The 23563-nt window shown below is 49.5% G+C and carries 19 protein-coding genes; 3 read left to right on the top strand and 16 right to left on the bottom strand.

Annotation, left to right across the window (positions count from 1 at the left end; translation table 11 throughout):
* Nucleotides 1-93 precede the first annotated feature (93 nt).
* From DXD12_RS00965 to dctP, 7 genes are all read right to left on the bottom strand, one after another.
* Nucleotides 94-456 (bottom strand): DUF1667 domain-containing protein, encoded by a 363-nt coding sequence (locus tag DXD12_RS00965; RefSeq protein WP_022359840.1) that lies wholly within the window; start codon nt 454-456, stop codon nt 94-96.
* Nucleotides 456-1721 carry an FAD-dependent oxidoreductase gene (locus tag DXD12_RS00960; RefSeq protein WP_118637030.1) on the bottom strand — a complete coding sequence of 422 codons (1266 nt, stop codon included), beginning with the start codon at nt 1719-1721 and terminating at the stop codon, nt 456-458. The genes DXD12_RS00965 and DXD12_RS00960 overlap by 1 nt, the downstream gene beginning before the upstream one ends.
* 2 nt (nt 1722-1723) lie before the next feature.
* On the bottom strand, nt 1724-3163 hold the full coding sequence (locus tag DXD12_RS00955; RefSeq protein WP_118637029.1) for an NAD(P)/FAD-dependent oxidoreductase: 1440 nt from the start codon (nt 3161-3163) through the stop codon (nt 1724-1726).
* Between the two features lie 125 nt (nt 3164-3288).
* A complete protein-coding gene (locus DXD12_RS00950) occupies nt 3289-3990 on the bottom strand; it encodes an MgtC/SapB family protein (RefSeq protein ID WP_107000139.1) in 702 nt (233 codons plus the stop codon).
* 198 nt (nt 3991-4188) lie between these two features.
* Nucleotides 4189-5499: a TRAP transporter large permease gene (locus DXD12_RS00945; RefSeq protein WP_182456999.1), complete on the bottom strand. Its 1311-nt coding sequence runs from the start codon at nt 5497-5499 to the stop codon at nt 4189-4191.
* Entirely contained in the window at nt 5499-5999 is a 501-nt protein-coding gene (locus DXD12_RS00940) for a TRAP transporter small permease (RefSeq protein WP_107000140.1), read from the bottom strand. Before DXD12_RS00940 ends, DXD12_RS00945 begins: the two co-directional genes overlap by 1 nt.
* 256 nt (nt 6000-6255) lie before the next feature.
* The gene (gene dctP, locus DXD12_RS00935) at nt 6256-7344 is read right to left on the bottom strand and encodes a TRAP transporter substrate-binding protein DctP (RefSeq protein ID WP_118524592.1); all 1089 of its coding nucleotides are present in this window, start codon (nt 7342-7344) and stop codon (nt 6256-6258) included.
* A gap of 455 nt (nt 7345-7799) precedes the next feature.
* Between dctP and DXD12_RS00930 the strand changes: the two genes are divergently transcribed.
* Entirely contained in the window at nt 7800-8402 is a 603-nt protein-coding gene (locus DXD12_RS00930; RefSeq protein ID WP_147354002.1) for a YcxB family protein, read from the top strand.
* Between the two features lie 213 nt (nt 8403-8615).
* On the opposite strand, the gene DXD12_RS00925 is transcribed toward DXD12_RS00930, so the two are convergent.
* From DXD12_RS00925 to DXD12_RS00885, 9 genes are all read right to left on the bottom strand, one after another.
* A complete protein-coding gene (locus DXD12_RS00925) occupies nt 8616-10022 on the bottom strand; it encodes an FAD-linked oxidase C-terminal domain-containing protein (RefSeq protein WP_107000143.1) in 1407 nt (468 codons plus the stop codon).
* Between the two features lie 28 nt (nt 10023-10050).
* Nucleotides 10051-11238: an electron transfer flavoprotein subunit alpha/FixB family protein gene (locus tag DXD12_RS00920; protein WP_118637025.1), complete on the bottom strand. Its 1188-nt coding sequence runs from the start codon at nt 11236-11238 to the stop codon at nt 10051-10053.
* Between the two features lie 11 nt (nt 11239-11249).
* Nucleotides 11250-12038 (bottom strand): electron transfer flavoprotein subunit beta/FixA family protein, encoded by a 789-nt coding sequence (locus DXD12_RS00915; RefSeq protein WP_022359830.1) that lies wholly within the window; start codon nt 12036-12038, stop codon nt 11250-11252.
* A gap of 203 nt (nt 12039-12241) precedes the next feature.
* Nucleotides 12242-12946 carry an FCD domain-containing protein gene (locus tag DXD12_RS00910; RefSeq protein WP_107000145.1) on the bottom strand — a complete coding sequence of 235 codons (705 nt, stop codon included), beginning with the start codon at nt 12944-12946 and terminating at the stop codon, nt 12242-12244.
* A gap of 74 nt (nt 12947-13020) precedes the next feature.
* On the bottom strand, nt 13021-14298 hold the full coding sequence (locus DXD12_RS00905; protein WP_118637023.1) for a Wadjet anti-phage system protein JetD domain-containing protein: 1278 nt from the start codon (nt 14296-14298) through the stop codon (nt 13021-13023).
* 16 nt (nt 14299-14314) lie between these two features.
* A complete protein-coding gene (locus tag DXD12_RS00900; RefSeq protein WP_118637021.1) occupies nt 14315-17575 on the bottom strand; it encodes an SbcC/MukB-like Walker B domain-containing protein in 3261 nt (1086 codons plus the stop codon).
* Nucleotides 17550-18236: a DUF4194 domain-containing protein gene (locus tag DXD12_RS00895; protein WP_117796428.1), complete on the bottom strand. Its 687-nt coding sequence runs from the start codon at nt 18234-18236 to the stop codon at nt 17550-17552. The genes DXD12_RS00900 and DXD12_RS00895 overlap by 26 nt, the downstream gene beginning before the upstream one ends.
* Nucleotides 18237-18239: 3 nt before the next feature.
* Nucleotides 18240-19655 carry a Wadjet anti-phage system protein JetA family protein gene (locus DXD12_RS00890; RefSeq protein WP_118293262.1) on the bottom strand — a complete coding sequence of 472 codons (1416 nt, stop codon included), beginning with the start codon at nt 19653-19655 and terminating at the stop codon, nt 18240-18242.
* Nucleotides 19656-19847: 192 nt separating this feature from the next.
* A complete protein-coding gene (locus DXD12_RS00885; RefSeq protein ID WP_118293263.1) occupies nt 19848-20750 on the bottom strand; it encodes a LysR family transcriptional regulator in 903 nt (300 codons plus the stop codon).
* 275 nt (nt 20751-21025) lie between these two features.
* Between DXD12_RS00885 and brnQ the strand changes: the two genes are divergently transcribed.
* Both brnQ and DXD12_RS00875 read left to right on the top strand, forming a co-directional pair.
* A complete protein-coding gene (brnQ, locus tag DXD12_RS00880; protein WP_118637019.1) occupies nt 21026-22402 on the top strand; it encodes a branched-chain amino acid transport system II carrier protein in 1377 nt (458 codons plus the stop codon).
* 28 nt (nt 22403-22430) lie between these two features.
* Nucleotides 22431-23447, top strand: a complete 1017-nt coding sequence (locus DXD12_RS00875; RefSeq protein WP_118637017.1) for an ABC transporter substrate-binding protein — start codon at nt 22431-22433, stop codon at nt 23445-23447.
* Nucleotides 23448-23563 lie beyond the last annotated feature (116 nt).

Here is a 23563-nt window from a genome sequence, read left to right as displayed (position 1 = left end):
AAGCCGTACAAATCTCTTCTATGAGTCTGTACAACCTCCCATCTCTCATCTTTATATTCTGCGACAGGCTGGCGGCGTCACTTTTACGTTTTTTTATGCCCGCCCTACATTCTTGCTCGCCACAACCGCAACCCCGGTTCCAGCGCAGTCTGCGATAATCACATCCCCGATATGCACCGGAGCTGCCACCTTCACGGCGCGGATCTCCTTCATGCAATCAAAAATTTTGCCCTTCGGGATATCCGAAGCCGTCTTGACCGCTGCTCTCTCGATCGTGCCGCCCTCGACGCGTACCGTTGAGGTAACGATTCTCGTCGGATTGGTTACCTCTTTCTTTGCATACGCCTCGCCCCGCGGGCATGTATTTCCTTCTACCTTGATCTCGTCATTTCCCATCGTCACAGTGAGCTGACAGCCCAGCGGACATCCGATACAGGTCAGTTCTCTTACTTCCATCACTCATCCACCTCCGTGCAAATGGTTATTTCTTTCAGATCCGGATATTTCTCCAGACTTTCCTTCGTCAGGATTACCTGCTCCATCTCACCCGGTGCCAGCACGCGTTTTTTGCGGCTGCTCACACGCTCTCCGTCAAAATAAACGGAAATGCTGCGGTTTTTATAAACATCTGCCACACGGAAACGAACCGTCAGCTTGTCTGACATCGCCTCGGTATCGATCGACTGCGGTACCGTGTAGCGGACGCCATTTTCTGCCTTGAGTGTCACGCTGTGACCTTTCTTCGTCTCGCCGGATTTCACATATTTCGCTGCGTTCTGTCCTGCCAGCGCTGCCTCCTCGGATACATAGTCAACCAGATCATGTACATGAAGCACGTTGCCGCAGGCAAATACACCCTCGATGCCTGTTTCCAGACGGTCATTGACCATTGGGCCGGAGGTAACCGGGTTCATCGCCACGCCCATATTTCTCGTCAGCTCATTCTCCGGAATCAGACCACAGGATAACAGAAGCGTATCACAGTCATAGTGCTCTTCGGTACCCGGAATCGGTTTGCGGTCCGGTCCGACCTGTGCCAGCGTAATGCCTTTCACGCGCTCTTTTCCCTCGATATTCACAACCGTATGACTTAACTTCAACGGAATATCAAAGTCATTTAAGCACTGTACGATATTTCTCTTCAGACCGCCCGAATACGGCATCAGCTCCGCTACAACCTTAACCTTTGCGCCCTCCAGTGTCATACGTCTCGCCATGATCAGTCCGATATCGCCGGAACCGAGGATGACAACCTCTTTACCGACCATATGTCCCTCGATGTTCATGAGACGCTGTGCCGTACCAGCAGTGTAGATACCTGCCGGACGATACCCCGGAATGTTCAGGGCGCCTCTCGGACGTTCGCGGCATCCCATCGCCAGGATAATCGCTTTTGCCTTGATGAGCTCCAGTCCCTCGCTGCGGCTTACGACTGTGATCTCTTTGTCTTTATTGATATCCAGTACCATGCTGTTTAAGCGGTACGGAATTTCCAGCTTTTTCACTTCTTCCTCATAACGTGCCGCATACTCCGGTCCGGTCAGTTCTTCTTTAAAGGTATGAAGACCAAAACCATTGTGGATACACTGATTTAAGATACCGCCCAGCACGCTGTCGCGCTCCAGAATCAGAATATCCTCTGCGCCGCTTTTCTTGGCCGCTGCTGCCGCTGCCAGTCCAGCCGGACCGCCGCCGATAATTACAATGTCATGCTGAATCATGGTTATGCCTCCTCACCTTTTATCATTTCGGAACCTTTGCGGTTTTTGCAGATCTCTGTGATCGGGATTCCCGTCTCACGGGAGAGAATTTCCATCGCTCTCGGAGTGCAGAAGCCTGCCTGACACCGTCCCATACCCTGACGGACGCGCCGTTTGATGCCATCCATCGAGCGTGCGCCGAGTGTACGGGTGATCGCATCCACGATCTCCCCCTCGCTGATTGTCTCGCAACGGCAGACGATTGCGCCGTATGCCGGGTTCTTGCGGATCAGTTCTGCGCGTTCTTCCGTATTTAAACGTGCTGCTTTCACGATGCCCTTGCGGACCGGATTGAAATTCGGATTCTTGCCAAATCCAGCTTTTTCCTCAATCATCCCAGCCAGATATTCACCGATCGCCGGTGCGCAGGAAAGTCCCGGAGACTCGATTCCGGCTGCATCAAAGAAGCCCGGTGCGTCCTCTGCCTCACCGATGATGAAATCATCGCCGTCCTCATGGGCACGCAGACCGGAGAAGGAAGTGATGACCTGACGGAACGGAATGTTGTTGACACTCTTGGTTGCCTTCTCACATGCCTCTGCCAGTCCCTCGGCGGTCGTGTAGGTTCCGTCCTTATCTTCCTGATCCACCGCGGTCGGTCCGACTAAGAGATTTCCGTGAATCGTCGGGCTGACGAGGATTCCCTTGCCATACTTGCCCGGAAGCTGGAATACGGTCGCTGATACGTGGTTGCCAGCCTCTTTATCGAGCAGGCAGTACTCGCCGCGGCGCGGCACAATGTGAAGCTTCTTTTTCGAAACCATGTTGTGGATCTCGTCAGAATACACTCCGGCTGCGTTCACGACATATTTTGTCTCGAAGACACCGTTGTTGGTTATCACACGGTATCCTTCTGTCATTTTTTCAACTTTTTCTGCTTTTGTGTTGAATACGAATTCAACGCCGTTATCACAGGCATTCTCTGCCAGCGCGATCGTCAGACCAAATGGACATACGATGCCGCCGGTCGGTGCATAGAGCGCTGCCACAACCTCCCCGCTGACGTTCGGCTCCATCTTGCGGACCTCATCGCCGGTCAGAATGGAAATATCCGGCACACCGTTTGCCACGCCTCTCTCATAGAGTGCCTGCAGCGCCGGGCGGTCCTCCTGCGCGAAGCAGAGTACCAGGGAGGAATTCCGCTTGAAATCAAAATCAAGTTCTTTGGATAAATCTCCCATCATGGCGTTGCCTTTTACATTGAGCTTTGCTTTTAAAGAACCTGTCTTTGCGTCATAGCCCGCATGGACGATAGCACTGTTTGCCTTCGATGTGCCGGAGCAGACATCCTCTTCTTTTTCCAGAAGCACGGTGCGGCACTCATATTTCGAAAGCGCTCTGGCGATGCTGCTGCCGATGACGCCACCTCCGATAATCACTACGTCGTATGTATTTCCGTTCATACTGTGATCCTCCATTATTTATACTAAATGTTTTCTTGTTCTCGTTTCAACTATCCTGTTTGTTTAGACAATTCATCCTATTTCTGCTGCATTTCGTGCGTAAGCCCATCTGAACCCTTTAGCTGCTACAGCTCCTCTGCAAACCGGATCTCCTCCATCGCCTGAATATCGCTCAGAAGTGTTTTTCGAAGCGACTTGTCCTGCACTTCCACCGACATCGTCGCGGAGGGACCCTCGCCCTTTAACTTATTCTTGGCAATATCAAAAGACACGATTTTCACATTCTTAGAACGCATGGTATCCATGAACGCCCCAACACACCGGCTGCTGGTAAATTCCAGATAGAAATCGAACACCTTTGCATGCTCATGAATCATTGTATCCACACGTGTCAGGAGCTTCAAGGTAACCGCAATCAGAATCAGACCGTAAACCGCACCGTCCACAAATCCGATACCGGCTGCCAGTCCTTCACAGGCGCAGACCCAGAGACACGCCGCTGTAGTCAATCCACGCACCTGATTACGCCCGGTTACCATGATCGTGCCAACCCCTAAAAATCCGACACCGCTGATAACCTGCGCGCCCATCCGCGCCATGTCCGCTTTTGCAGATGGAAATGTCCGGAACATATATTCACTCGTCAACATGACAAGCGCTGAACCCAGGCAGACCAGCACATGCGTCTTGATGCCCGCACCGCGCCGTTTCAGGCCACGGTCAATTCCAATGAACATTCCCACCGCCAGCGAAAACAGCAGGCGAATCCAGATGCCGACCGCTGTCCAGGTCGCCGCCGTCTCCACAATCCATTTCCAAACTGCCATTTTTTCTCCCTCTGCAAGCCCGTAAAGCTTCTAGAACACAGCTCTTTTTCGCTCCACAAGACTCTTCCATGACCGATACCGGTATCTTTTATGGAACAAAAAAGAGCAGAAAGCATCCGTATTTCTACGTTTGCCTTTCTGCTCTTAATCTCACAGGCTTTATTATATCCAATTTATTAACGTTTTGTCAATCTGTTTCTATGCTGCGCCGTACAGAAGATCTGGTACACATGTAATTAAGAACGGGCAGAAAGTCAGAAGCAGAAGAACAACCAGAAGGGACACGATAAATGGCCATACTTCCTTCAGGAACTCACTGATCGGACATCCCGTGATACCACAGGTCGTGAACATCATCGAACCGAACGGAGGTGTAATACCACCGATCATGATGTTAACGATCGCTACCAGTCCAAAGTGGTAATCATTGATTCCAAGCTGTCTTGCAACCGGAAGCAGCAGAGGTGTAATAATCATCAGCGCCGCGCCGCCTTCCAGGAACATACCCATAATCAGAAGAATTACGTTGCATGCCATAAGGAACAGCCACTTGTTGGTTGTCAGGCTTAACATACCAGTTGCCACGACTCTCGGCAGGTTAATCCAGGTCATGTAGTAACCGAATACATTCGCTGCAACCATGATCAGGACAACGCTGGAAGTACCGGCGATACTGTCAAGCAGGATCGGAACCAGATGCTCTTTCAGGGATAGTTTCTTGTAAACGAAACGTCCGATAATAATACAGTAAAGAACGGCTACCGCACCGCCCTCAGACGGAGTAAACATACCAAAACGCATTCCCAGAATGATACCAAATGGGAAAAACAACCCCCAGAAAGAGGTAATACCCTGCTTCACGATCTCCTTCAGAGCCGGGAATTTTTCACGGGTGGTCGGGTAGTTTCTCTTATGCGCAATAATCGAAACAACGATCATCATCGAGATTGCCATCAGGATACCCGGAATATAACCAGCCGCAAACGTACGACCCAGGGAAATCTGTGCAATCAGGGTAAAAACGATCAGGTTTACTCCCGGCGGAATAACCGGTGTAGCAGCCGAGGAAGCCGCTGTGATCGCTGCGGAGAACGCCTTGGAGTAACCTCTCTTCTCCATCTCCGGAACCAGCATCTTGGACTGCATCGCACAATCTGCGTTGGCCGAACCGGAACATCCGCCCATCAGCATACTAAGTACTACGTTTACCTGTGCCAAACCGCCTTTCATATGACCGGTCAGCACTTCCGCGAAATCCATCATCTTGTCACTGATGCCGCCGTAGTTCATGACGGAACCAGCCATAACGAAAAATGGAATCGCTAACATTGAGAACGACTGTGTAGAGGTCATAACCTTCTGTAAGATCAGCCAGTTTTTACTGGTTGTATCAATAAATGTAAAATAAAAGAAGGTTGAACCAAACAGCGCATATACAATCGGCATTCCCAGGAAATAGAGAATAAATACCATAAAAATCGGAACGAGTTCAATTAATTCGAGTCCCATCAGTTATTTCCCCCTTTCCCTTTAAATACCTTGATAATATCCTTAACCAAAAAGTAAATACAGAAAATCAGTGAAAGCCCAAATCCGATCGGAACCGCGCCGGAAATATACCAGCTCGGAACACGCAGCGTATTCGTCAGCTTATCCATCGTGTTCATCACATACTGGACGCTTGTTCTGGTCAGCATAATCAGAGTAACAAGCTCCAGAAGATCCATAATAACCTTAACAACTTTTCTTATCTTCTCCGGAAGAATGTTGATCAGGATGTCTACGCCCAGATGTGCGTGCTTACGGTACGCATATGCGCTTCCAATAAAGACGGTCCAGACGAAGAGCCCCGTAGCAACCTCTTCCGACCAATACAACGGTCTTTTCAGGAAATAGCGCATAAGGACGTTTGCGTTTACAACGATTGTACAGAGTGTCAGTGTCACGCAGGTAATAATTGCATCCAGGTTTACCAGCACCGACCCCAGTGTGATTTTTTTCTTTTCCATAGTATATCCTCATGCATTCATAATGGCAGTCAGTTTTGCATAACCGACGACTGTTCTGTCATACAGCCATCTTTCCAGCAGTTTCATGTTTCCGACACTATACGTTTGTCGGAAGTCTGCCCGGACCTCAGACAATCTTCTTTGTTCTGACAGCCCGGGCAGATATACTTTCTTCTCCGCAGCGGTTCTGATAACCGTTACGTTTTACCATTTCATAATTGCTTTAAAATACTGTATTTGTTCGGAACAATCTACATTATTCGTTCTTTGCACGGTAGTCATTCAGGAAATCAACCAGTTTCTGATGAAGTTCCGGATCTGCGCCGTACTCGTCTACGATCCAGTCATAAACCGGAGCACAAGCCTCTGTGAATGCGTCAATATCTACATCGTTCCACTCAACGCCTTTGTCTTTCAGGAACTCGATCATGGAAGCTTCGTCGTTCTCAGCATTTTCCTGCTCCCACTTACCAGCTTCTACACAGCACTCATCCAGGATGTTTCTCCATTTTTCCGGGATGGACTGATATACGTCCTCAGCCATGAATAACCAACGGGTTGCGATGAAGTGGTTTGTGTTTGCAACTTTCTTGGTGTACTCATAAGCACCTGTATCCTTCAGGGTGGAGATGGAACCTTCGAAACCATCAACAACACCACTGGACATAGCAGATAAGCACTCCGTAAAGCTCATTGCAGACGGGGTAGCACCCAGACAGGTAATCGTCTTAACAAACAGCGGAGACTCGGTCGAACGCATGATCAGACCATTTAAGTCAGCCGGTTTCTCAACTACCTTGTTCGTACATACGCTTCTGAATCCGAACGAATAATGTGTATCCAGAACGTGGATGTTGTGCTCGCTTGCCAGTTTTGCATTCAGATCTTTTACAATATCAGAATCCATCACTGCATTGTACTCTGCATTGTTCTTGTAAAGCATCGGTCCAACTAATACGTTGTAATCGCCGATGTAATCAGCAAAGTAGGACGGCTCCTCCAGACCCATCCAGACAGCGCCGTTGTGTGCCTGTGCTACAGACTCCGCGTAGCAGTCAAGCTGGTTCTGTCCGTAATACTCCAGAGTGATATGACCATCGGTCTTCTCTTTTACCAGGTCTGCCAGATATTCGCTGGCTTTGTAGTTCCACTCTGCCGGCTGAAATACGTTGGAAAACTTGATGGTGATGTAGTAATCATCTGCAGATGCCTCGTCACCTGCTGCCGTTCCTGCGTCTGCTGCCTTTGTGTCAGTCTTTGTGTCAGTCTTTGCGCCGCTGCCGCCGCAGGCCGCCAGGCTCATCGCCATCGTCGCTGCCAGTACTACTGATAATACTTTTCTCATACGTTTTCTCTCCTTCTTCTTAACCTCCCCCAGTCATCTTTCTGACCGGTTCATCAACAGTTTCTACTACTTTCTAAATAAATTACCATTTCAGCATTTAGGCAAAAAAATAGCACCATTTTTAAAAAACAGTCTTTTCCAGCTGTTTCTAACCATGGCGCATCTCTTCGTCTCTGCTTTTGGTCCTTTATTCATCTTTTACCTAATTTTAACACTTATTTTACGATTAGGCAAGCTATTTTGTCGAAATTATATAATTTTTTCTCGATTTTAGTCGATTTTTGTGTGATATTTTTGTAACAATCTTGTTTATTTTTTATCAACATTACAGATTTAACAGATCCAGTTGCGGAAACAGGGAAGAAACAGTATACTACTTCTTAAGATATTTTCTATGCTTCTATATACTGTTTTTATATAGGTGATGATTGATTTTTTATATGAAAGGGCTTACCATGATTTACTATAAGATAGAAATGCACCACAACGAAAAAACCTTCGAATCCCTGTCCCGGATGCAGTACGATCTCTTCTGCGCTTCCAACCGGATCACGCGGACAATTTTAAGCATCCTGTTCATCGCCGGAGGTATCATCAATCTAAGCGAGTGGTGGGGCATCCTCTTAGCCGCCTACGGCTGCTATCTGACGACCAGCACCTACAGCTCCGCCAACCACACCGCCCACAAGCTCGCCGAACAGATCAAAAAAAGCGGCATGCCGTTCCCGGCGTCCCGCTATGAATTCCGTGAAAATCATCTGGAAGTCTATTCTCTTCCGAAAAACACCCGCGAAAGCACACTGGCTTACAATGAATTTGAAAAGCTGGGTGAGGACCGCGATTATTTCTATCTGTTCCGCGATTCCTACGGCGGGGATATGGTGCCGAAAAAGGGGATTGACGCAAGCGCGGGGTCCCGTTCAAATTCGGATGAGAGCCAGAATTTGAAAGCAATTGGCGCGTTTCGGGAATTTTTGGAAAATAAGAGTGGGAAACGGATTTACAGGAAGACGATTCCGCTGGTTCGGGTGATGCAGGCGTTGAAGAAGAAAAGATAGGTCGATAGATATAAACTATAAAATAGTTCAACAACTATAAAAAGCCACGATTTGAACTCTTTGATTCAGATCGTGGCTTTCTCAAAAACCTGCTGTTCTATTCTGTTTTTCTGCCAAAAATCTTCTGCAGTTCCTAGAATCAGCCTTACCGCGTGGTGCTCAAACGTTTTTGCAACACTTGTGGCTAAAAAATATCAATGCAGTTATTTTCTTCTATCTCTGCGCCACCTTATGCGGATTCAGAATATTCTTCGGATCAAACACTTTCTTGATTCCGTTCATCAGATCCAGGTTCTTCTCCGGCAGGGATTCTCTTAAATACGGCTTTTTCGCATATCCGATGCCGTGCTCGCCGGACACCTGACCTTCGAGTTCATGGGCTTTCTGATAGATCTTCTCCATTGCAGCAGACATCCGTTTTTCCCACTCTTCATCACTCAAATCGTCTTTCAGGATGTACGCGTGCAGATTTCCGTCGCCCGCATGACCGAAGCTCTTGATACGGATATCAATCTCATTGTGGAGATCGTGCAGATACGTTACCATCTCATTGACGCGACTTCTCGGAACAACCATATCGACCTCATCCATGTAAGTCGTGGATCCCTTGATTGCCTCCAGGAAAGCGCCTCTGGCTTTCCAGATGGATTCCTCACGCTCCTGGGTATCGGAAATCAGCACGTCCAGTGCGCCCTGTTCCAGGCAGAGTTTGGCCACCTTGTCATACGCTTCTTCGATCTCCTGGGTGGAATTACCATCAAATTTCAAAAGCAGATACGCATCCGACTGTTTATCCGGGAACGCTTTTCCTAAATACTCCTCGGCGTCTTCAATCACTTCCCGCTGCATGAACTCGATCGCGGTCGGGATCGTCTTAGATTTGATGATAACCGGGACGGTGTCGATCGCCTGTTTCAGTGTTGGGAACGGGATCAGAAGGCTGATGACACGCTTCGGAAGCGGCAGAAGCTTTAAGATCGCCTTGGTAATAAAGCCAAGAGTTCCCTCGGAACCAATAATCAGATCTTTCAAGTCATAGCCTGAACTATTCTTTACGACTTTGCCTCCAAACTGAGTGATCGTGCCATCCGGCAGAACCACTTCCAGCCCCATGACATAGTCTCTCGTCACACCGTATTTGACCGCACGCATACCGCCCGCATTCGTGCTGATGTTGCCGCCGATGGTCGCTGATTTCTCACCCGGATCCGGCGGGTAGAAGAAATCGTGATCTTCTACATAGGCGGACAATTCCATCAAAAGGACGCCCGGCTCCACCGTGACCGTCAGGTTTTCCTCGTCCAATTCGAGAATCTGGTTCATCAGGGTGGTATCGATCATGATGCCATGTTCCATCGGAACCGAAGAACCAACCAGACCCGTTCCGGCGCCCCTCGGTGTCACCGGAATCGTATTTTCGTATGCATATTTCATGATCGCCGCGATCTCTTCGGCTGATTTTGCCTTTACCACCACATCCGGATAACTGCTGGTGCCGCTCAGCTCATCGTGGCTGTACTCTTCATTGATATTTTCACCTACGAGGACACGCTCGTCATCCTGAATTGTGTTTTTTATATATAAAATATCATCTTTATCTATTTTCTTGTAATTTCCCATGATATCCTGCTCTCCTTCCTGTGAATCTTTATCTTCCCATCTCAATCTTCTCAATCAGTCTCGGGAGAATCTCATAGAGATCACCAGTCAGGCAGTAATGTGCCGTCTTGAAAATCGGCGCTTTCGGATCTTTATTGATCGCGACGATCGTCTCCGCGTGATTCATGCCGGCAGTAAACTGGACCGCACCGGACACGCCGCAGGTGATGATGAGTTTTGGGCGGACCGTACGGCCACTCAGACCGATCTGGCACTTGGCATCCAGCCATCCGGCTTCCACCATTGGACGGGTGCAGGCAAGCTGACCTCCCAGCAGATCTGCCAGTTTTTCCAGCATTTTCAAATCTTCCGGCTTCTTCACGCCTCGTCCGGCTACCACCAGGACATCAGCATTTTCGATAAAGGTTTCCTTCGGCTTTTCTACGATATCCAGAACCCTCACGTGGGAAAGCAGTTTTTCCTTCTCAATTGTACAGACCACAATCTCACCGCTCTCTTTCTCGGCACGCTCCGGTGCGTTCATGATCTTATAGCGCACGGTCGCCATCTGCGGACGGTGGTTCGGGGTCTTGATGTGCGCCATGATATTGCCGCCAAAAGCCGGTCGGATCTGGGATAAATCAGTATTTTCATCCATTTCCAGGATCGTACAATCCGCGGTCAGACCTGTCTTCATACGGGCAGCCACACGCGGCGCCAGCTGTCTGCCGACCGTGGTCGCACCGACGAGAATAGACGATGGTTTTACTGTCTGGATGAAGTTTTCAAAAACAGCCGTGTACGGCTCGATCTGGAAACGTGCCAGTTCCGGTGCATCATAGACGAATACTTTATCTACATTATAATGAAGCAGTTCGTGTGCAGCCGCTTCGATTCCATTTCCCATAAACAGGGCGTAAACCGGATGTCCCGTTACCTTGGAAAGTTCTCTCGCTTTTCCAAGAAGTTCCAATGTAACCGGATGCACCTTTCCATCCACGTGATCTACGTAAACGGCAATGCCCTTCCATGCACTCTTATCGACGCTTGGTTTTACCGCGTCTTCTACATATTCAACCGCGCCCTTCGGACCTTTTCTCACGCAGAGACGGCACATTTTACAGGCGGCGCTGATCGTCACCTTTCCGTCTTTTTCTTCCATCGCCCCGAACGGACAGAGCTTGATAAGTTCCTGATTATCCGAGATTTTGTCCTGATGTATGATTAACTCAGCCATGCTTCCACCTCCTACACGAATTTCATATCCACGATCTTCTGATACAGCCGGTCTGCCAGCTCTTCGCCGCTTCCGTCCCACATTTCCTTTTTGTCATTGACAGCTGGTGGAAAAATGCGCTGAACCTGCGTCGGGGAACCATTGAGTCCATAGTGCATCGCGTCTTTATCGTCCATATCCGCCAGGGAAAGAATCCGGATTTCACGGTCTTTCGTGTTCATTTTCCGGACATACGAAGGAAGTCTTGGCTGAAAAATGTCCTTGTCAACGGCTAAGAGACACGGAAACTGCACTTTCGCCACCTCGACCTCTTCCGGCAGATCCATGCTGACGGTGATGCCGTCCTCATCAATCTGATTGATCTTGACAACATCTGCCACACTCGGGATATTCAGCCACTCGGAGATCTCCGGACCAACCTGCGCGGTGTCGCCGTCCGTTGTCTGTTTGCCGCAGAGGATCAGGTCAAAATCGCCGCAGCTCTTGATGCCCTGCGCAAGTGTATAGCTGGTCGCCAGTACATCCGCACCGCCAAATTTGCGATCCGATAAAAGCGTTCCGCCGTCCGCGCCCATCGCAAATGCCTCGCGGATCACCTGCTGCGCCTGCGGCGGTCCCATGGAAATGACGTGAACACTTCCGCCCACTTCTTCCCGGATCCGGAACGCCGTCTCCAGCGCGTACAGATCGTATGGGTTCATCTTCGAAGCCGCGCCGTCTCGTTTCAGCACGCCGGTAACCGGATCGACTTCTACTTTATTGCTTTCCGGTACCTGTTTGATACAGACAAGAATCTTCATTCTGTTTCCTCCTTCATATGGATGCTTTGTAAAAATCTTTAAATGATGGATGCTCTTCAGGTCCTCACAAATTTTAAAGAATTTTTAATCCGCATATTGGTTCTACCAATTTATTGAAAAGAAAAAGAATTTTGGTAGAACCAATTTTCTTTATTCGTTAGTATAGTGGGCTGCGTTCTGGTTGTCAACGATTGTTTATCTTTTCACATAGAATGTGTTTTTTCATGTTTTTCCAAAATTTCATCTATCATCCGGAAATGCCGGTCCAGTGCATCCTTCCCCGCTGCATTATCTTTGTTCCGCAGCGCTTCCGCAATCTGCCGGTGACAGAGATTCAGTGCTTCTTTCGCCTCTTTTGTTCGCAGAATTTCCGCGCGCATATTCCGGATGAAGGTATCGATCACGCCGGAACACGCCTCTAAAATATTGAGCAGCAGCACATTTCCCGACGCCAGCGCCAGTGTAAAATGGATCTGTTTGTCAATCCGGGCGTTTTCCTGCTCGTCCATGCTCCGGTCAAGACGCTTTACCAGTTCTTCCAGCGCGTCCATCTGGCTCTCCGACGCATGTTCAACCGCCAGGGCAAACGCCTGCTGTTCCAGCGCATAGCGGATCTGGCTGATCTGCTGATAATTAATCTGGGACATAGCAAACATCATCCCCATCGTCTCCGCAATGCTTTTCTGAAATTCACAAGTGATGTAATTCCCCGAGCCCTGCTGGGAGGAAATCACTCCCGTCATATCCATGATCCGCAGCGCTTCCCGGACGGAATTGCGGCTGACTTCCAGCATCTGCGCAATCTCCCGCTCCGGAGGAAGCTTCTCCCCCGGACGCAGCTCGCCCGCCATGATGCGGTTCTTGAAATATTCGATGACGCCTTTGTAGGCTTTTTCCTGTTTTTCCATAGACGCTGCATTCCTTTCACTTTGTCTTTATCATATCATATATAAAAATCCGGATTGAACCGAAAAGATTCTTTTTACAGAAAGCTCTCCAATCTCGTCTCCTGCCAGCTTATAATCTCCTGCTCCAATTTACAGTTGTGCTCCAACATATACCGCAATATTCCCGCATAGCTGCTGCCCTGTTTTATCATCGCTTCCGCCTTCGTCCGATCGGGTGCTTCCAATGGCTTCGCATATGTCTGAAACTGCTGCAATTCCTGCACGCCCATAGCGCACAGCTGAAACGGCAGTCCCGTCTTTCGGATCAGATGTCCCGCGATCGCCAGACCGTCTGGATCGAGATCTCCAAAATGATACCAGGAAAGTCCCGGATTTTCTCTGGCGATCCGCTGCAAAAGCGCCTGTTTCGTGCGGGTATGGTAACCACTCAGAAACAGGTAAAATATATGTTCCCGCTCCAGCCGATGAAACGAGGTCAGATTTTCCACCGTCATCAGCGCCGCATCCCGGATGTGGATGCTTTTTGCCTTCTGGAATGTCTCAAAAGGGATCGACATCGGCAGATCGTGATAAATCCGAAGTTCGCGTCCATCTTCAAGGCAGATCCGCGCATCCCCTTTCAGATAGATATACGCCGGATTGGAATAAATGTAAAATTCCTCCAGAAGCGCCGTCTGCCGCTCCCGTTCTTCTTCCAGCTCCGCAAGCGGTTCATCATACCGTCCTGTGTGCTCCAAAATCCCACACACCTTTTTCCGATATATCTTTTCCCACTGTTTACTGTCATGCAGAACTGCCTCTGACATTTCCCGCTCCAGCGTAGTTCTCTGCTTTTCCTGATTTTCTTTTAAAAATTGCACCAGCTTCCAGATAGCTTCTGCCTCGGTTATCTCTTTTTCTACTTTCTTTTCATCCAGCTTTTTTGCACGGCTGTTTTTCAGTGTCTGAAGCTTTTCTTTTCCATATGCTTCCAATAAATCGCATTGGCAGAAGCGATGGTAAACTTCTTCCAACTGTTTTTTTAGAATATTCTTTTCCGTCCGGTTCAGACAGGTATAGTAATCTTTCCAGTGTTCCGGGACGGCACAGATCTGACGGAGAATACCAGTATTCGGAGGAACTACATGAATAAGTCCCTCCGATTCCATCTGACGGATCAGTCGTTCAAATTCTTTTTCCTGGAAAAGCTGTTCCGGCGGGAGAAAATCTTTGTTGTAGCCCTTGAAAATATCGGATGGTTTGACCGAAAACACTTGTTTTACCTTATTTTCACCGACATAGGTGACGCTTTTTTCGTATTGATCCAGCAATTTACTTAAAAGCTGTTCTTTCCACTCTTTCCGATCCGCCATTTTTTCTCCTCTTTCCCTATGCCTGCTTCACCAATCCTTCTACCGCATTCGTATACCGTCCTGTCACGATGAGGCTGACGGTTGAATCGATGAACTGACCGATACTGTTGATCTTCTCCGGCGGGGCTGCATAGAATACCTGGAAGTGATTTTCTTCGAAATAACGGACCATCTGCTCGATCCGCTCTCTCGACAATGCCGAGAATGCCTCGTCGATGAATGCCAGACGGGCACAGCAGGTGTTTGCCGGGTAGCACTGCAAAAGACTCGCCGCCAGAATGATAAAATACGGGGTCTGCTTCTCGCCGTTGCTGGCGGAACCCTGTTTTTTTGATAACTCTGCCGTGATCTCGGTCTGTCCCTGACGGCTGCTGATCTCCATATCGTAAGAGAAATATCTCCTGTAATCCGTGTATTCCCACTCATCTTCTTCCGCCAGAATGATACTCATAAACTCCTGAATATCATTCTCCATCTCCTCGTCGTCGCGCGCCGAATTCATATAGACCTGCGGGGAACTCATATATTTTTCCAGACGCCTGCAGATGCGGAAGAAGAGAGCGCGGTCTGGCTTTTCTTTCATCACAAACTTGTAGGTATCGTTGCCAAACGGCATATGGCGCAGTTCACGGTTAATCGCGTCCATCTCACGTTTTGCCTCGCGGACATTCTCGTCAATCTCCGCCACGAAATCGTTCATAAACGCGCTCTCCAGCCGTCCTGCCTGCTCCTGCAGCTTCTGCTGGGCTTCCTCCACCTTGACGTGCGCCAGGTTCCGGTATTCTTCCCGGTACCACGGGATGTAACCAATGCCGCGCTTTCCGACGTCGATTCCCGCCAGGCGGCAATACGCCAGCTGTGCGTCCTCCAGCTGGCGCTCCCGCTCTGCCAGCATATTTTTGCTCTTGTCGATGGAAAGCTGTGTCGTCACGCGGATCGTGCCGCGCTTCTCGCTTTCGCGGTTATATTCCTCCAGCATCGCCTCTTTGAGTTCCATGTTGACAAGGCATTTTTCCTCATATGCCTTCTGGCATAAATAGATCTCCGTGCTGATACGGCTCAGTGTTCCTTCGCAGCCCTTTAAATCATTCTTACAGCCGCCAAGCTCACTCTGGTTCTGGTTCACACTCTCATTTGCCTCGCGTGCCAGCCGTCCCGCCGTCTCCAGTTCTTTCAGGACTGCGGTAAAGTCCGGATTTGCCTCGATCTCCTCGCGGTCCTTTACCAGGCTGTCCCTGCGCTTTTTGCAGTCCTTCAGCCCATATGCCGCGCCGAAATCGTAGTGTCCGCCGTCCCAGTCGATCTCCTTGATCGCATCACGGTATTTGATAACCTGTGAAAGTGCCTCTTTATCGGCCCGCTGAACCACCTGTAATTCTTCCAGTTCTTTTCTGGACTGTTCCAGCTGGCAGCGGATCGCGTCTGCGCCGAGACACAGCTCGGTCCGTCTCATATCCATCATCGCAACCGCATAGCTCTTCGCCAGCATGCCATCCCGCATGAGTCCGCCCTTCGGGTATTCATGCAGCTCTTCCAGATTTTCACAGAGATGAATGCCGTTTAACAGATAATTGGCGTAACGTCTCGCATAGACGTTCGGGATCCGCAGAATCTCCGCCGCGGAACCTTCCACCGCCTCTGTTTCCGGAAGCTTATCCGTGATCACGACATTTCCATCATAGATCCGCTCTTTCTGTAAAATCTGCATCGCCTTATGGCAGTGCGCGCCGTCCACGATGATATAGAAACGCTTTCTTCCCAGAAATGTCTCAACCGCCTTTCTCCACTCCGGAGCGGTCACCTCCTGGACCAATTCGGCAAAAATGTGGACCTCGGTCTGGATACCCTGTTTTTCTAACCCTCTCTGAATCTTATTCCGGGCATTTTCCACCTCCGCCGGGAACACAAGGATATTCGATTCCAGACGGCGGATCTTCTCCTGCAGCGCCCCTATCTCTTTTTCGCGCTCTTTACACTGATCCTGCAGGTGGATCTTATTTTCCTCATAGATGCCGTCCTGACGGTGCACCTTCTCGCGGAATGCGTCAAACGCCTCCCGCTTCTTCGCCGTCTCCCCATCCGCCTGTTCCAGTGTCTCCAGATAGGTGTTTTCCGAGGATAAGGACGGAAGATCTGCTTCCAGAAGCTTGATAAGCGCGCTTATCTTCTTCTTCAATTTCAAAATCTGCGCCAGCTTGTCCTCCCAGTTCTTTTTCTCACGATCCGCTTCCTCGATCTGGCGTTTCAGGGAATCCAGGCTTTCCTGCATTCCCTTGACCATATCGTTATTTTCTGCAATTCGCAGGCGTTCCTGTGCGGCTTCCTGCTGTCTTGCGAGCTCTCCCGCCCGCTCGGTCAGGCGCCCGTACTGGTCTTTTAAAGCCTGATAACGGTTTTTCGTCTGCTTTTCTTCCTCTTCCTTCTCCCGGAGTGCCTGGTACGAAAGCATCAGCTCCCGGATGCGGAGTACCCGCTTTTTCTTCTCGTATTCGTCACTCTGGCGAAGCACCTCTTCGAGCTGGATTTTGCCCTGTCTGAGACTCTCATAGAGTTCCCGCAGGCGCTCAAACTGGCGCTTCTGCTCGCGCAGTTCCTCCAGCGACTGGACTTTTCCCGGTTCCAGGACACAGTCCTGAATAAACTGGTCGATATTATTTTCCGGGTTAAATGCCATCATTTTCAGAAGCTTTGTCCGGTATTTGGCTGCGTCCACGCGGAGTCCCAGCGCCCGGAGTACCGCCTCCGTGCCGCGGTCCCGTCCCATAAAAGAGGAAAGCTTCATCGCCTCGCCATTCACTGTCAGCTCATTTTTCGGCGTGATGCGGAGTGCATTTCCCTCAATCCGTGTAAAATCGATATCGTCAATCGCCGCCCCTGGACAGATAAACCAGCTGCTGACCGGCTTGCCAGACTCACTTGGAGACTCAATGCATACTCCGACCGTGAGCGGCACTCCCAGCGTCGGATCGGAAAATTCCATCGCAATATAGCTGACAACGCTGCCATTTCTCAAATAACGCGCCTCACCATTACTGCGCGTGTCGCCGCGCACATAGCCAAGCACCGTCCGGTCTCGGTCCTTCGCCGCCTTGTTAAACTGCGTGTTGCCCGTCAGGAGATAGGTCATCGCATCAAGCACCGTCGATTTTCCGCTTCCGTTGACACCGGTCACCAGGGTCGAACCTTCCAGCTCGATACAGACATTCTGGAAACGCGACCACTGGACCATCAAAAGTTTTTTCGCCGATTTCCTATTCATGATCGTCTGATTCTTCATCGCCGTCTTCCTCCTCTTTTGTCAGCTCCGTTTCCCATTCGTCCTCACGGCTCCACTTTTCCTGCATCCGCCGGTTGACATTTTCCACAAATTTGCCAAACTCCTGTGGTTCCAGCACAAACTGCATCGACGGATAAAGACAGATCCGGCAGTCCTCCTCGCCGAGCTTTCCAATCACCTGCAGAAGCTGATATTTGGTAAACAGCGTCAGAATCGATGCAAAACTGCTCTTGTCAATCTGATCCCGAATGCCATATTTTTCCATCTCATAGCGCAGATCGGTCACCGAAATCTCAATATTTTTCGAAAGACTTCCAGAACGCACCCGGTCCGCATAGAGAGTCCAGAGGCAGCATAAAACCACACTCTCCATCTTTTTGAGTGTCACATGGTTGATCTGCAGTTTTCCATTCTCGCCGAGATCCCGGCAGTTCTGCAGCATAATCACGCCATTTTCCCGGTCAATTACAATATCATATCCGATATATCCCAGGTACGCTGAAAATGGTTCCGAACGCTTGGAGACAAAATAGTACGCTTTTTTGCTGTCCTCGTCACGGTCGCGCACGATAAAGGTCTGCTTCAGAAGACGCCTGACACTTTTCTGGAACATGTCCTTCTCAGAGGATGTATATTCATTCCATATTTCTTCAAATCCCATGTTTTATTTCTCCTTCCGGCGTTCGATTTTAAAGCGCCGCAGAAGCATCTGCTGCGTTTCCAGATAACCATCCTCCGCCTGTATCTCATACCCATTTTCCGAACCATAGGCAACCGCCGAGAGCGCGCTTAAAAGATCCCGCTTGCTCTTCATCGGAACCTCCTCGCTGGATATCTCCGTCCGATCTCCTAAAAGCGCCTCCAGATAATTCTTCATCTTATCCTTCGAATACGGGTTCTCTGCCTCCCTCTCCTGTGCCTCCCTCGCACGATCGATGTCCTCCTGTGTCATTTCTTCCAGCTTTGCATAGGTTGCCTCGCGGATCATCTGCTCCCGTCGCGGATAGCGGATCGAGTCGGTATCGATAAACTCATTATTTTCCAGCAAAAACAACCCGTTCATCGACTCCGGCAGTTCTTCCTTCCAACCGAGTGTGTTCATCTCCGCCGCAATCACGCGGATCGTCTGCTCGACATGCCCGCGCACATCGCTGTCCCGGTTTTGAAGAAATCTCGCGCGTCCAATCGCAATCTGTAAATAGATATTAATTTTATGCTTGATATCCCGCATGATCTGGTCGTAATCGACTGAGAAAAACTGCAGAATCGTCTGGATCATATCCAGCACCTTATTCTCCGCCTCAATGTGTTCCAGTTCTTCTTCCTTCGCGCATCCCGCCACCAGGCCCTCAAACAGCTCCTGCCGGTTCTGCATCGCTTCCAGCTTTGACCGGATAAAGGAACGGTACATATGAATATTCTGCTGTTTCGTCAGACGCGCGTACTCGCGGATAAAATCGCCCTCACAGTATTCGAGGACGTTCTCGGTCAGACTTTCCAGGCTTTCCTCGCGCACCATCCGCTCGATGATTTTTTTGATAAAGGTCGCCAGGCGCTTGAGCGCACCGGAGAGCTGTTTCGCGTTGCGGTAGACCGAGCGCAGCGCATTGACATAGATATCCGGTTCCCACTGGTCGGGATTCTGCAAAATATTATAAATATTGAAAATATAACTTGAAAATTCTTCCCACTCCGGCTTCATCATCTTCTGGAGAAATTCCGCCAGAAAGACGCCCTGCTCCGTCATCATGATATGCTTCTCATACGTCGCATCGTCCGTGTCCTCCTCCAGCCATCCGACCTCTTTCGAGCAGAATTTGCGGATCACGGAATTGGCAAGCTGATTATAATTCCGGTCGGTTGTCATCTCATCGTCCAAATAATCGATGTGATTTTCCAGAAGATAGGTGGCAAGCGCATCCCGGATGCGGCTGCGGGCAATGCGATAGGTGATCTCCCGGTCATACTCATGATAAATGAGCAGAAGGCAGTCCGAATAAATGCGGTTGCTGCTACCGCTTGCCAGGCAGTTGAAAAAGCCGATTGGGAGAGCGTCAAAAAGGTTTTTATTTATACTCACGGTGTATTCCTTCCATATATTTATCTGTATTTATGTTTCTGATTTTCCTGAAAATATAAATATCTAAAAACACCTAACTACCAGCTCTTCCAAAAAACGAAAAGCCGGCAGTCTCAGTCGTTTCTTCTTAATAATTATATACTCTATACCGGGAAAATGGCAAGGCTGGGACTGTTTGGACTTTGATTCCGGTTATTTCAAAGAGACGTTTCCCCCTTTATTTAACGTACTCACAAACTGCATCACACATTTCGTCAGCTTCGCAATGCTTTCACTTTCCTCCGCCCCCGGCTTCATACCCATTCCTATTTCCCGGATGCAGGTCGGGGAAACCGGAACGCAGTAGACATCTTCCGTATTTCCGCGGATCATCAGTTCAGACATCATTGAAATGCCCAGTCCTTTTCCCACCATGCGGATCACCGTCTCGTCATCCACATAGACGGACTGCTCCTTTGCCCTGACTCCCTCTTTTGCAAATGCGGCGTGTACATCGATGTCAAACCGCCCGTAAGGCATCAGGAAATCTTTTCCTTCAAATTCACGCAGCGGAAATTCTTTGCGCCCATTTAAGGGATACTGCTTTGGCAGAATCGCATACAAAAGTTCATGATACAGCGGAATCCACTCGCATTTCGGTTCTTTCTGTCTGCTCGCAAAAATGACATCCGTCTTTCCGCTCTGTAATAATTCAAATGGTTCCAGCGCATGATCGACCATGCGGAGATCAACGTCCACCTTCGGGCAGAGGCGGCGGAACCGGTATAAAATCTCCGGCATCCAGTACATCGCGATGCTCGCATATGCCGCCACACGGATCGACTCCTCCTGCTGTTCCCGCACCGCCTGAATCTTATTTTCCAGGGTGGCATTTGCCTGCAAAAACTGGCGGATATCCGGCAACAGGTTTTCTCCCGCCTCCGTCAGCGCGATGCCGCTGTAACTGCGGCGGATCAACGGAAATCCAATTTCCCGCTCCAGGCTGTCCACCAGATGGGTCAGCCCCGACTGCGTGTAGCCAACTACCTCGGATGCTTTCGAAAAACTTCCAAGATCTACCGCCGTCATCAATATTTCCAGTTTTTTGGCATCCATGCCGCACCTCCTTTTAGAATATTACATTTTGTCATATTTCTATTATAAACTAGATTTTCACAAACCACAAGGAAGGCTTTATAATGATGATTAGAAAAGAGTTTTCAATTGTTACTGTTCACGGGTAGGCACTTTTGGAACCGAAAGTGCCGTAAGAAAACGTGGTGGCAGCAGGAATTTGCCGTATTTAAATGCGAAGCCACGGCAAATTCCGTTACTGGACACGTATGCGTGAACAGTAACTTTCAATTCTCATGTAAAAGGAGTGAATATCTATGACGCAGACCTGTCTTTCCCATAAGCAGCGGCTTTTAGTTGCCGGAACATTATTCGGCATGTTCTTTGGCGCCGGAAATCTGATTTTTCCGGTACATCTCGGTCAGCTTGCCGGACGCCAGTTTCTCCCGGCAGCGATTGGATTTATTCTGACTGCCGTCGGCATTCCGATCCTGGGTGTTGCCGCGATCGGAAGCACACATTCGGAGGGACTTCAGGATCTGTCCCGCCGCGTCGGACACAGATATAGCTATTTCTTTACCTGTCTGCTCTACCTGACAATCGGACCGTTTTTCGCTATTCCGCGGTGCGCTACGACCTCCTTTACCGCCGGAGTCAGACCTCTTTTAGGAACACAGCTTTCCGAACAGACTATGCTGTTTTTGTTTTCGCTGATCTTCTTTGCGCTGGTGTTTGTATTTTCCATTCGTCCAGGCAGCATCACGCTCTGGATCGGAAAAATCATCAATCCGCTGTTTCTTCTGTTTCTAGGCGTTCTGATTGTGACTGCCCTGCTTCATCCGAGCATCGAGGTTTCAGCGGCAGTTCCCGATGCCTCTTATCAGAATGGAGCTTTCTTTTCCGCGCTCTCCCAGGGCTATGAAACCATGGATGCGATTGCCGGACTCGCATTCGGGATCGTGGTCATTTCGGTTATCCGCCAGATGGGCGTGCGGGAAGATTCAACCATTGCAAAAGAGGTTCTGCATTCCGGTATGCTGGCTGGGCTTCTGATGGCATTTATCTATCTGCTTACCATCCTGATTGGAGTACAGTCACTGGGACAATTCGAACTTTCAGAAAACGGCGGCATTGCCCTCTCCCAGATTGCAGACTACTACCTTGGACGGATGGGCTCCTGGATCCTCGCCATCGCGATCACATTCGCCTGCCTCAAGACCTCCATCGGGCTTGTAACGAGCTGTGCGGAAACCTTTGTGAAACTGTTTCCCCATGCCCTTTCCTACCGTGCATGGGCGGTCGTTTTTACCCTTTTTTCACTCATTGTGTCAAATATAGGACTGTCCGCTATCATCACTTACTCGGTTCCTGTTTTGATGCTGATTTACCCGCCAGCCATCACGCTGATTCTCCTCGCGCTGCTTGGAAATGCATTCCAGCATAACAAAAAAGTCTATGTCTGCGTTACCATTTGTTCCTGGGCAGCTTCCATCTTTGACTTTTTAGCAGCTCTGCCGTACGAAATGCAGTCTGCCCTACATCTGGAACCCGTCATCGCATTTGCCAGACATACGCTTCCGCTGTTTGATTTGAACCTCGGATGGATTCTGCCGTCGCTTGTCGGGCTTTGTATTGGACTTCTCTGGAGACAGAAAGAAAAATGCTCACACCTTCCTGTATTCCCCATATCTTAATAGTATGAACGAACCGCAGGAGGCAACCATGAAACGAACTAAATTTGCAGCTGCCCTGGCTGTGCTCACTCTGCTTACCACCCTGACCGGGTGTGGACAGGCGAAGGAGGCGGACGGGGCGCTTGAACCGGTCACACTCAATGAGGTAGCCCACTCGATTTTTTATGCGCCGCAGTACGCCGCGATCGAGCTGGGCTATTTTAAGGATGAAGGCATCGCTCTGACACTCGTAAACGGTGCCGGTGCCGACAAGGTTATGACCTCGCTCATCTCCGGGGATGCCGATATCGGATTCATGGGCTCAGAGGCAAGTATCTATGTCTACCAGGAAGGTTCCGCCGATTATGCTGTCAATTTTGCCCAGCTGACCCAGCGTGCCGGAAACTTTCTCGTTGGACGAAGTGCCGAACCAGACTTTTCCTGGCAGGATCTGAAAGGCAAAAAGGTGCTTGGCGGGCGTGCGGGTGGAATGCCAGAAATGGTCTTTGAGTATATTTTAAAGAAAAATGGCATCGATCCAAAAAATGACCTGACCATCGATCAGAGTATCAATTTCGGGCTGACAGCGGCGGCGTTTACGAGTAATGATGCGGATTACACGGTCGAGTTCGAGCCCTTCGCCACCACCCTTGAAACCGAAGGAAATGGCACCGTTGTCGCCTCGCTCGGCGTCGATTCCGGTTATGTCCCCTACACCGCCTACTGTGCAAAGCAGAGCTATCTAAATAGGCATCCGGAAATTATCCAGTCGTTCACGAATGCCATCCAGAAGGGCTTAGCTTACGTCAACTCCCACAGTGCGGATGAAATCGCCGAGACAATCCAACCTCAGTTTCCGGAAACAGACCGCGCGGCAATCGCTCGCATTGTTGAACGCTACAAAGCGCAGGACACCTGGAAAAATGATACCATTTTCCACAGGGACAGCTTTGAGCTTCTGGAAAATATTCTGGAAGAAGCAGGTGAACTCAAGGAACGGATTCCTTATGAAAAACTGGTAACGACCACGTATTCTGAAAAAGCGGCTGGATTGCAGAATGAATAACCAGCAAAAAAGAATGTGCCTTGGCACATCCGGGCGTCTCGCGCGGTCGCTTGCGACAACCTACATCTTCGCGCGAGTGCGCATCATTGGCACGTTAGTGCCTTTTTGTGTAATAG

This window comes from Clostridium sp. TF11-13AC, from assembly GCF_003481065.1.
GTDB classification, from domain to species: Bacteria; Bacillota; Clostridia; order Lachnospirales; family Lachnospiraceae; genus Otoolea; species Otoolea fessa.
This window is presented reverse-complemented; position numbering and strand designations above follow the sequence as displayed.

Coding starts and splice junctions, on each gene's coding strand:
- DXD12_RS00965 (WP_022359840.1), bottom strand. CDS start 456: ATGGAAGTAAGAGAACTGACCTGTATCGGATGTCCGCTGGGCTGTCAG.
- DXD12_RS00960 (WP_118637030.1), bottom strand. CDS start 1,721: ATGATTCAGCATGACATTGTAATTATCGGCGGCGGTCCGGCTGGACTG.
- DXD12_RS00955 (WP_118637029.1), bottom strand. CDS start 3,163: ATGAACGGAAATACATACGACGTAGTGATTATCGGAGGTGGCGTCATC.
- DXD12_RS00950 (WP_107000139.1), bottom strand. CDS start 3,990: ATGGCAGTTTGGAAATGGATTGTGGAGACGGCGGCGACCTGGACAGCG.
- DXD12_RS00945 (WP_182456999.1), bottom strand. CDS start 5,499: ATGGGACTCGAATTAATTGAACTCGTTCCGATTTTTATGGTATTTATT.
- DXD12_RS00940 (WP_107000140.1), bottom strand. CDS start 5,999: ATGGAAAAGAAAAAAATCACACTGGGGTCGGTGCTGGTAAACCTGGAT.
- dctP (WP_118524592.1), bottom strand. CDS start 7,344: ATGAGAAAAGTATTATCAGTAGTACTGGCAGCGACGATGGCGATGAGC.
- DXD12_RS00930 (WP_147354002.1), top strand. CDS start 7,800: ATGATTTACTATAAGATAGAAATGCACCACAACGAAAAAACCTTCGAA.
- DXD12_RS00925 (WP_107000143.1), bottom strand. CDS start 10,022: ATGGGAAATTACAAGAAAATAGATAAAGATGATATTTTATATATAAAA.
- DXD12_RS00920 (WP_118637025.1), bottom strand. CDS start 11,238: ATGGCTGAGTTAATCATACATCAGGACAAAATCTCGGATAATCAGGAA.
- DXD12_RS00915 (WP_022359830.1), bottom strand. CDS start 12,038: ATGAAGATTCTTGTCTGTATCAAACAGGTACCGGAAAGCAATAAAGTA.
- DXD12_RS00910 (WP_107000145.1), bottom strand. CDS start 12,946: ATGGAAAAACAGGAAAAAGCCTACAAAGGCGTCATCGAATATTTCAAG.
- DXD12_RS00905 (WP_118637023.1), bottom strand. CDS start 14,298: ATGGCGGATCGGAAAGAGTGGAAAGAACAGCTTTTAAGTAAATTGCTG.
- DXD12_RS00900 (WP_118637021.1), bottom strand. CDS start 17,575: ATGAAGAATCAGACGATCATGAATAGGAAATCGGCGAAAAAACTTTTG.
- DXD12_RS00895 (WP_117796428.1), bottom strand. CDS start 18,236: ATGGGATTTGAAGAAATATGGAATGAATATACATCCTCTGAGAAGGAC.
- DXD12_RS00885 (WP_118293263.1), bottom strand. CDS start 20,750: ATGGATGCCAAAAAACTGGAAATATTGATGACGGCGGTAGATCTTGGA.
- brnQ (WP_118637019.1), top strand. CDS start 21,026: ATGACGCAGACCTGTCTTTCCCATAAGCAGCGGCTTTTAGTTGCCGGA.
- DXD12_RS00875 (WP_118637017.1), top strand. CDS start 22,431: ATGAAACGAACTAAATTTGCAGCTGCCCTGGCTGTGCTCACTCTGCTT.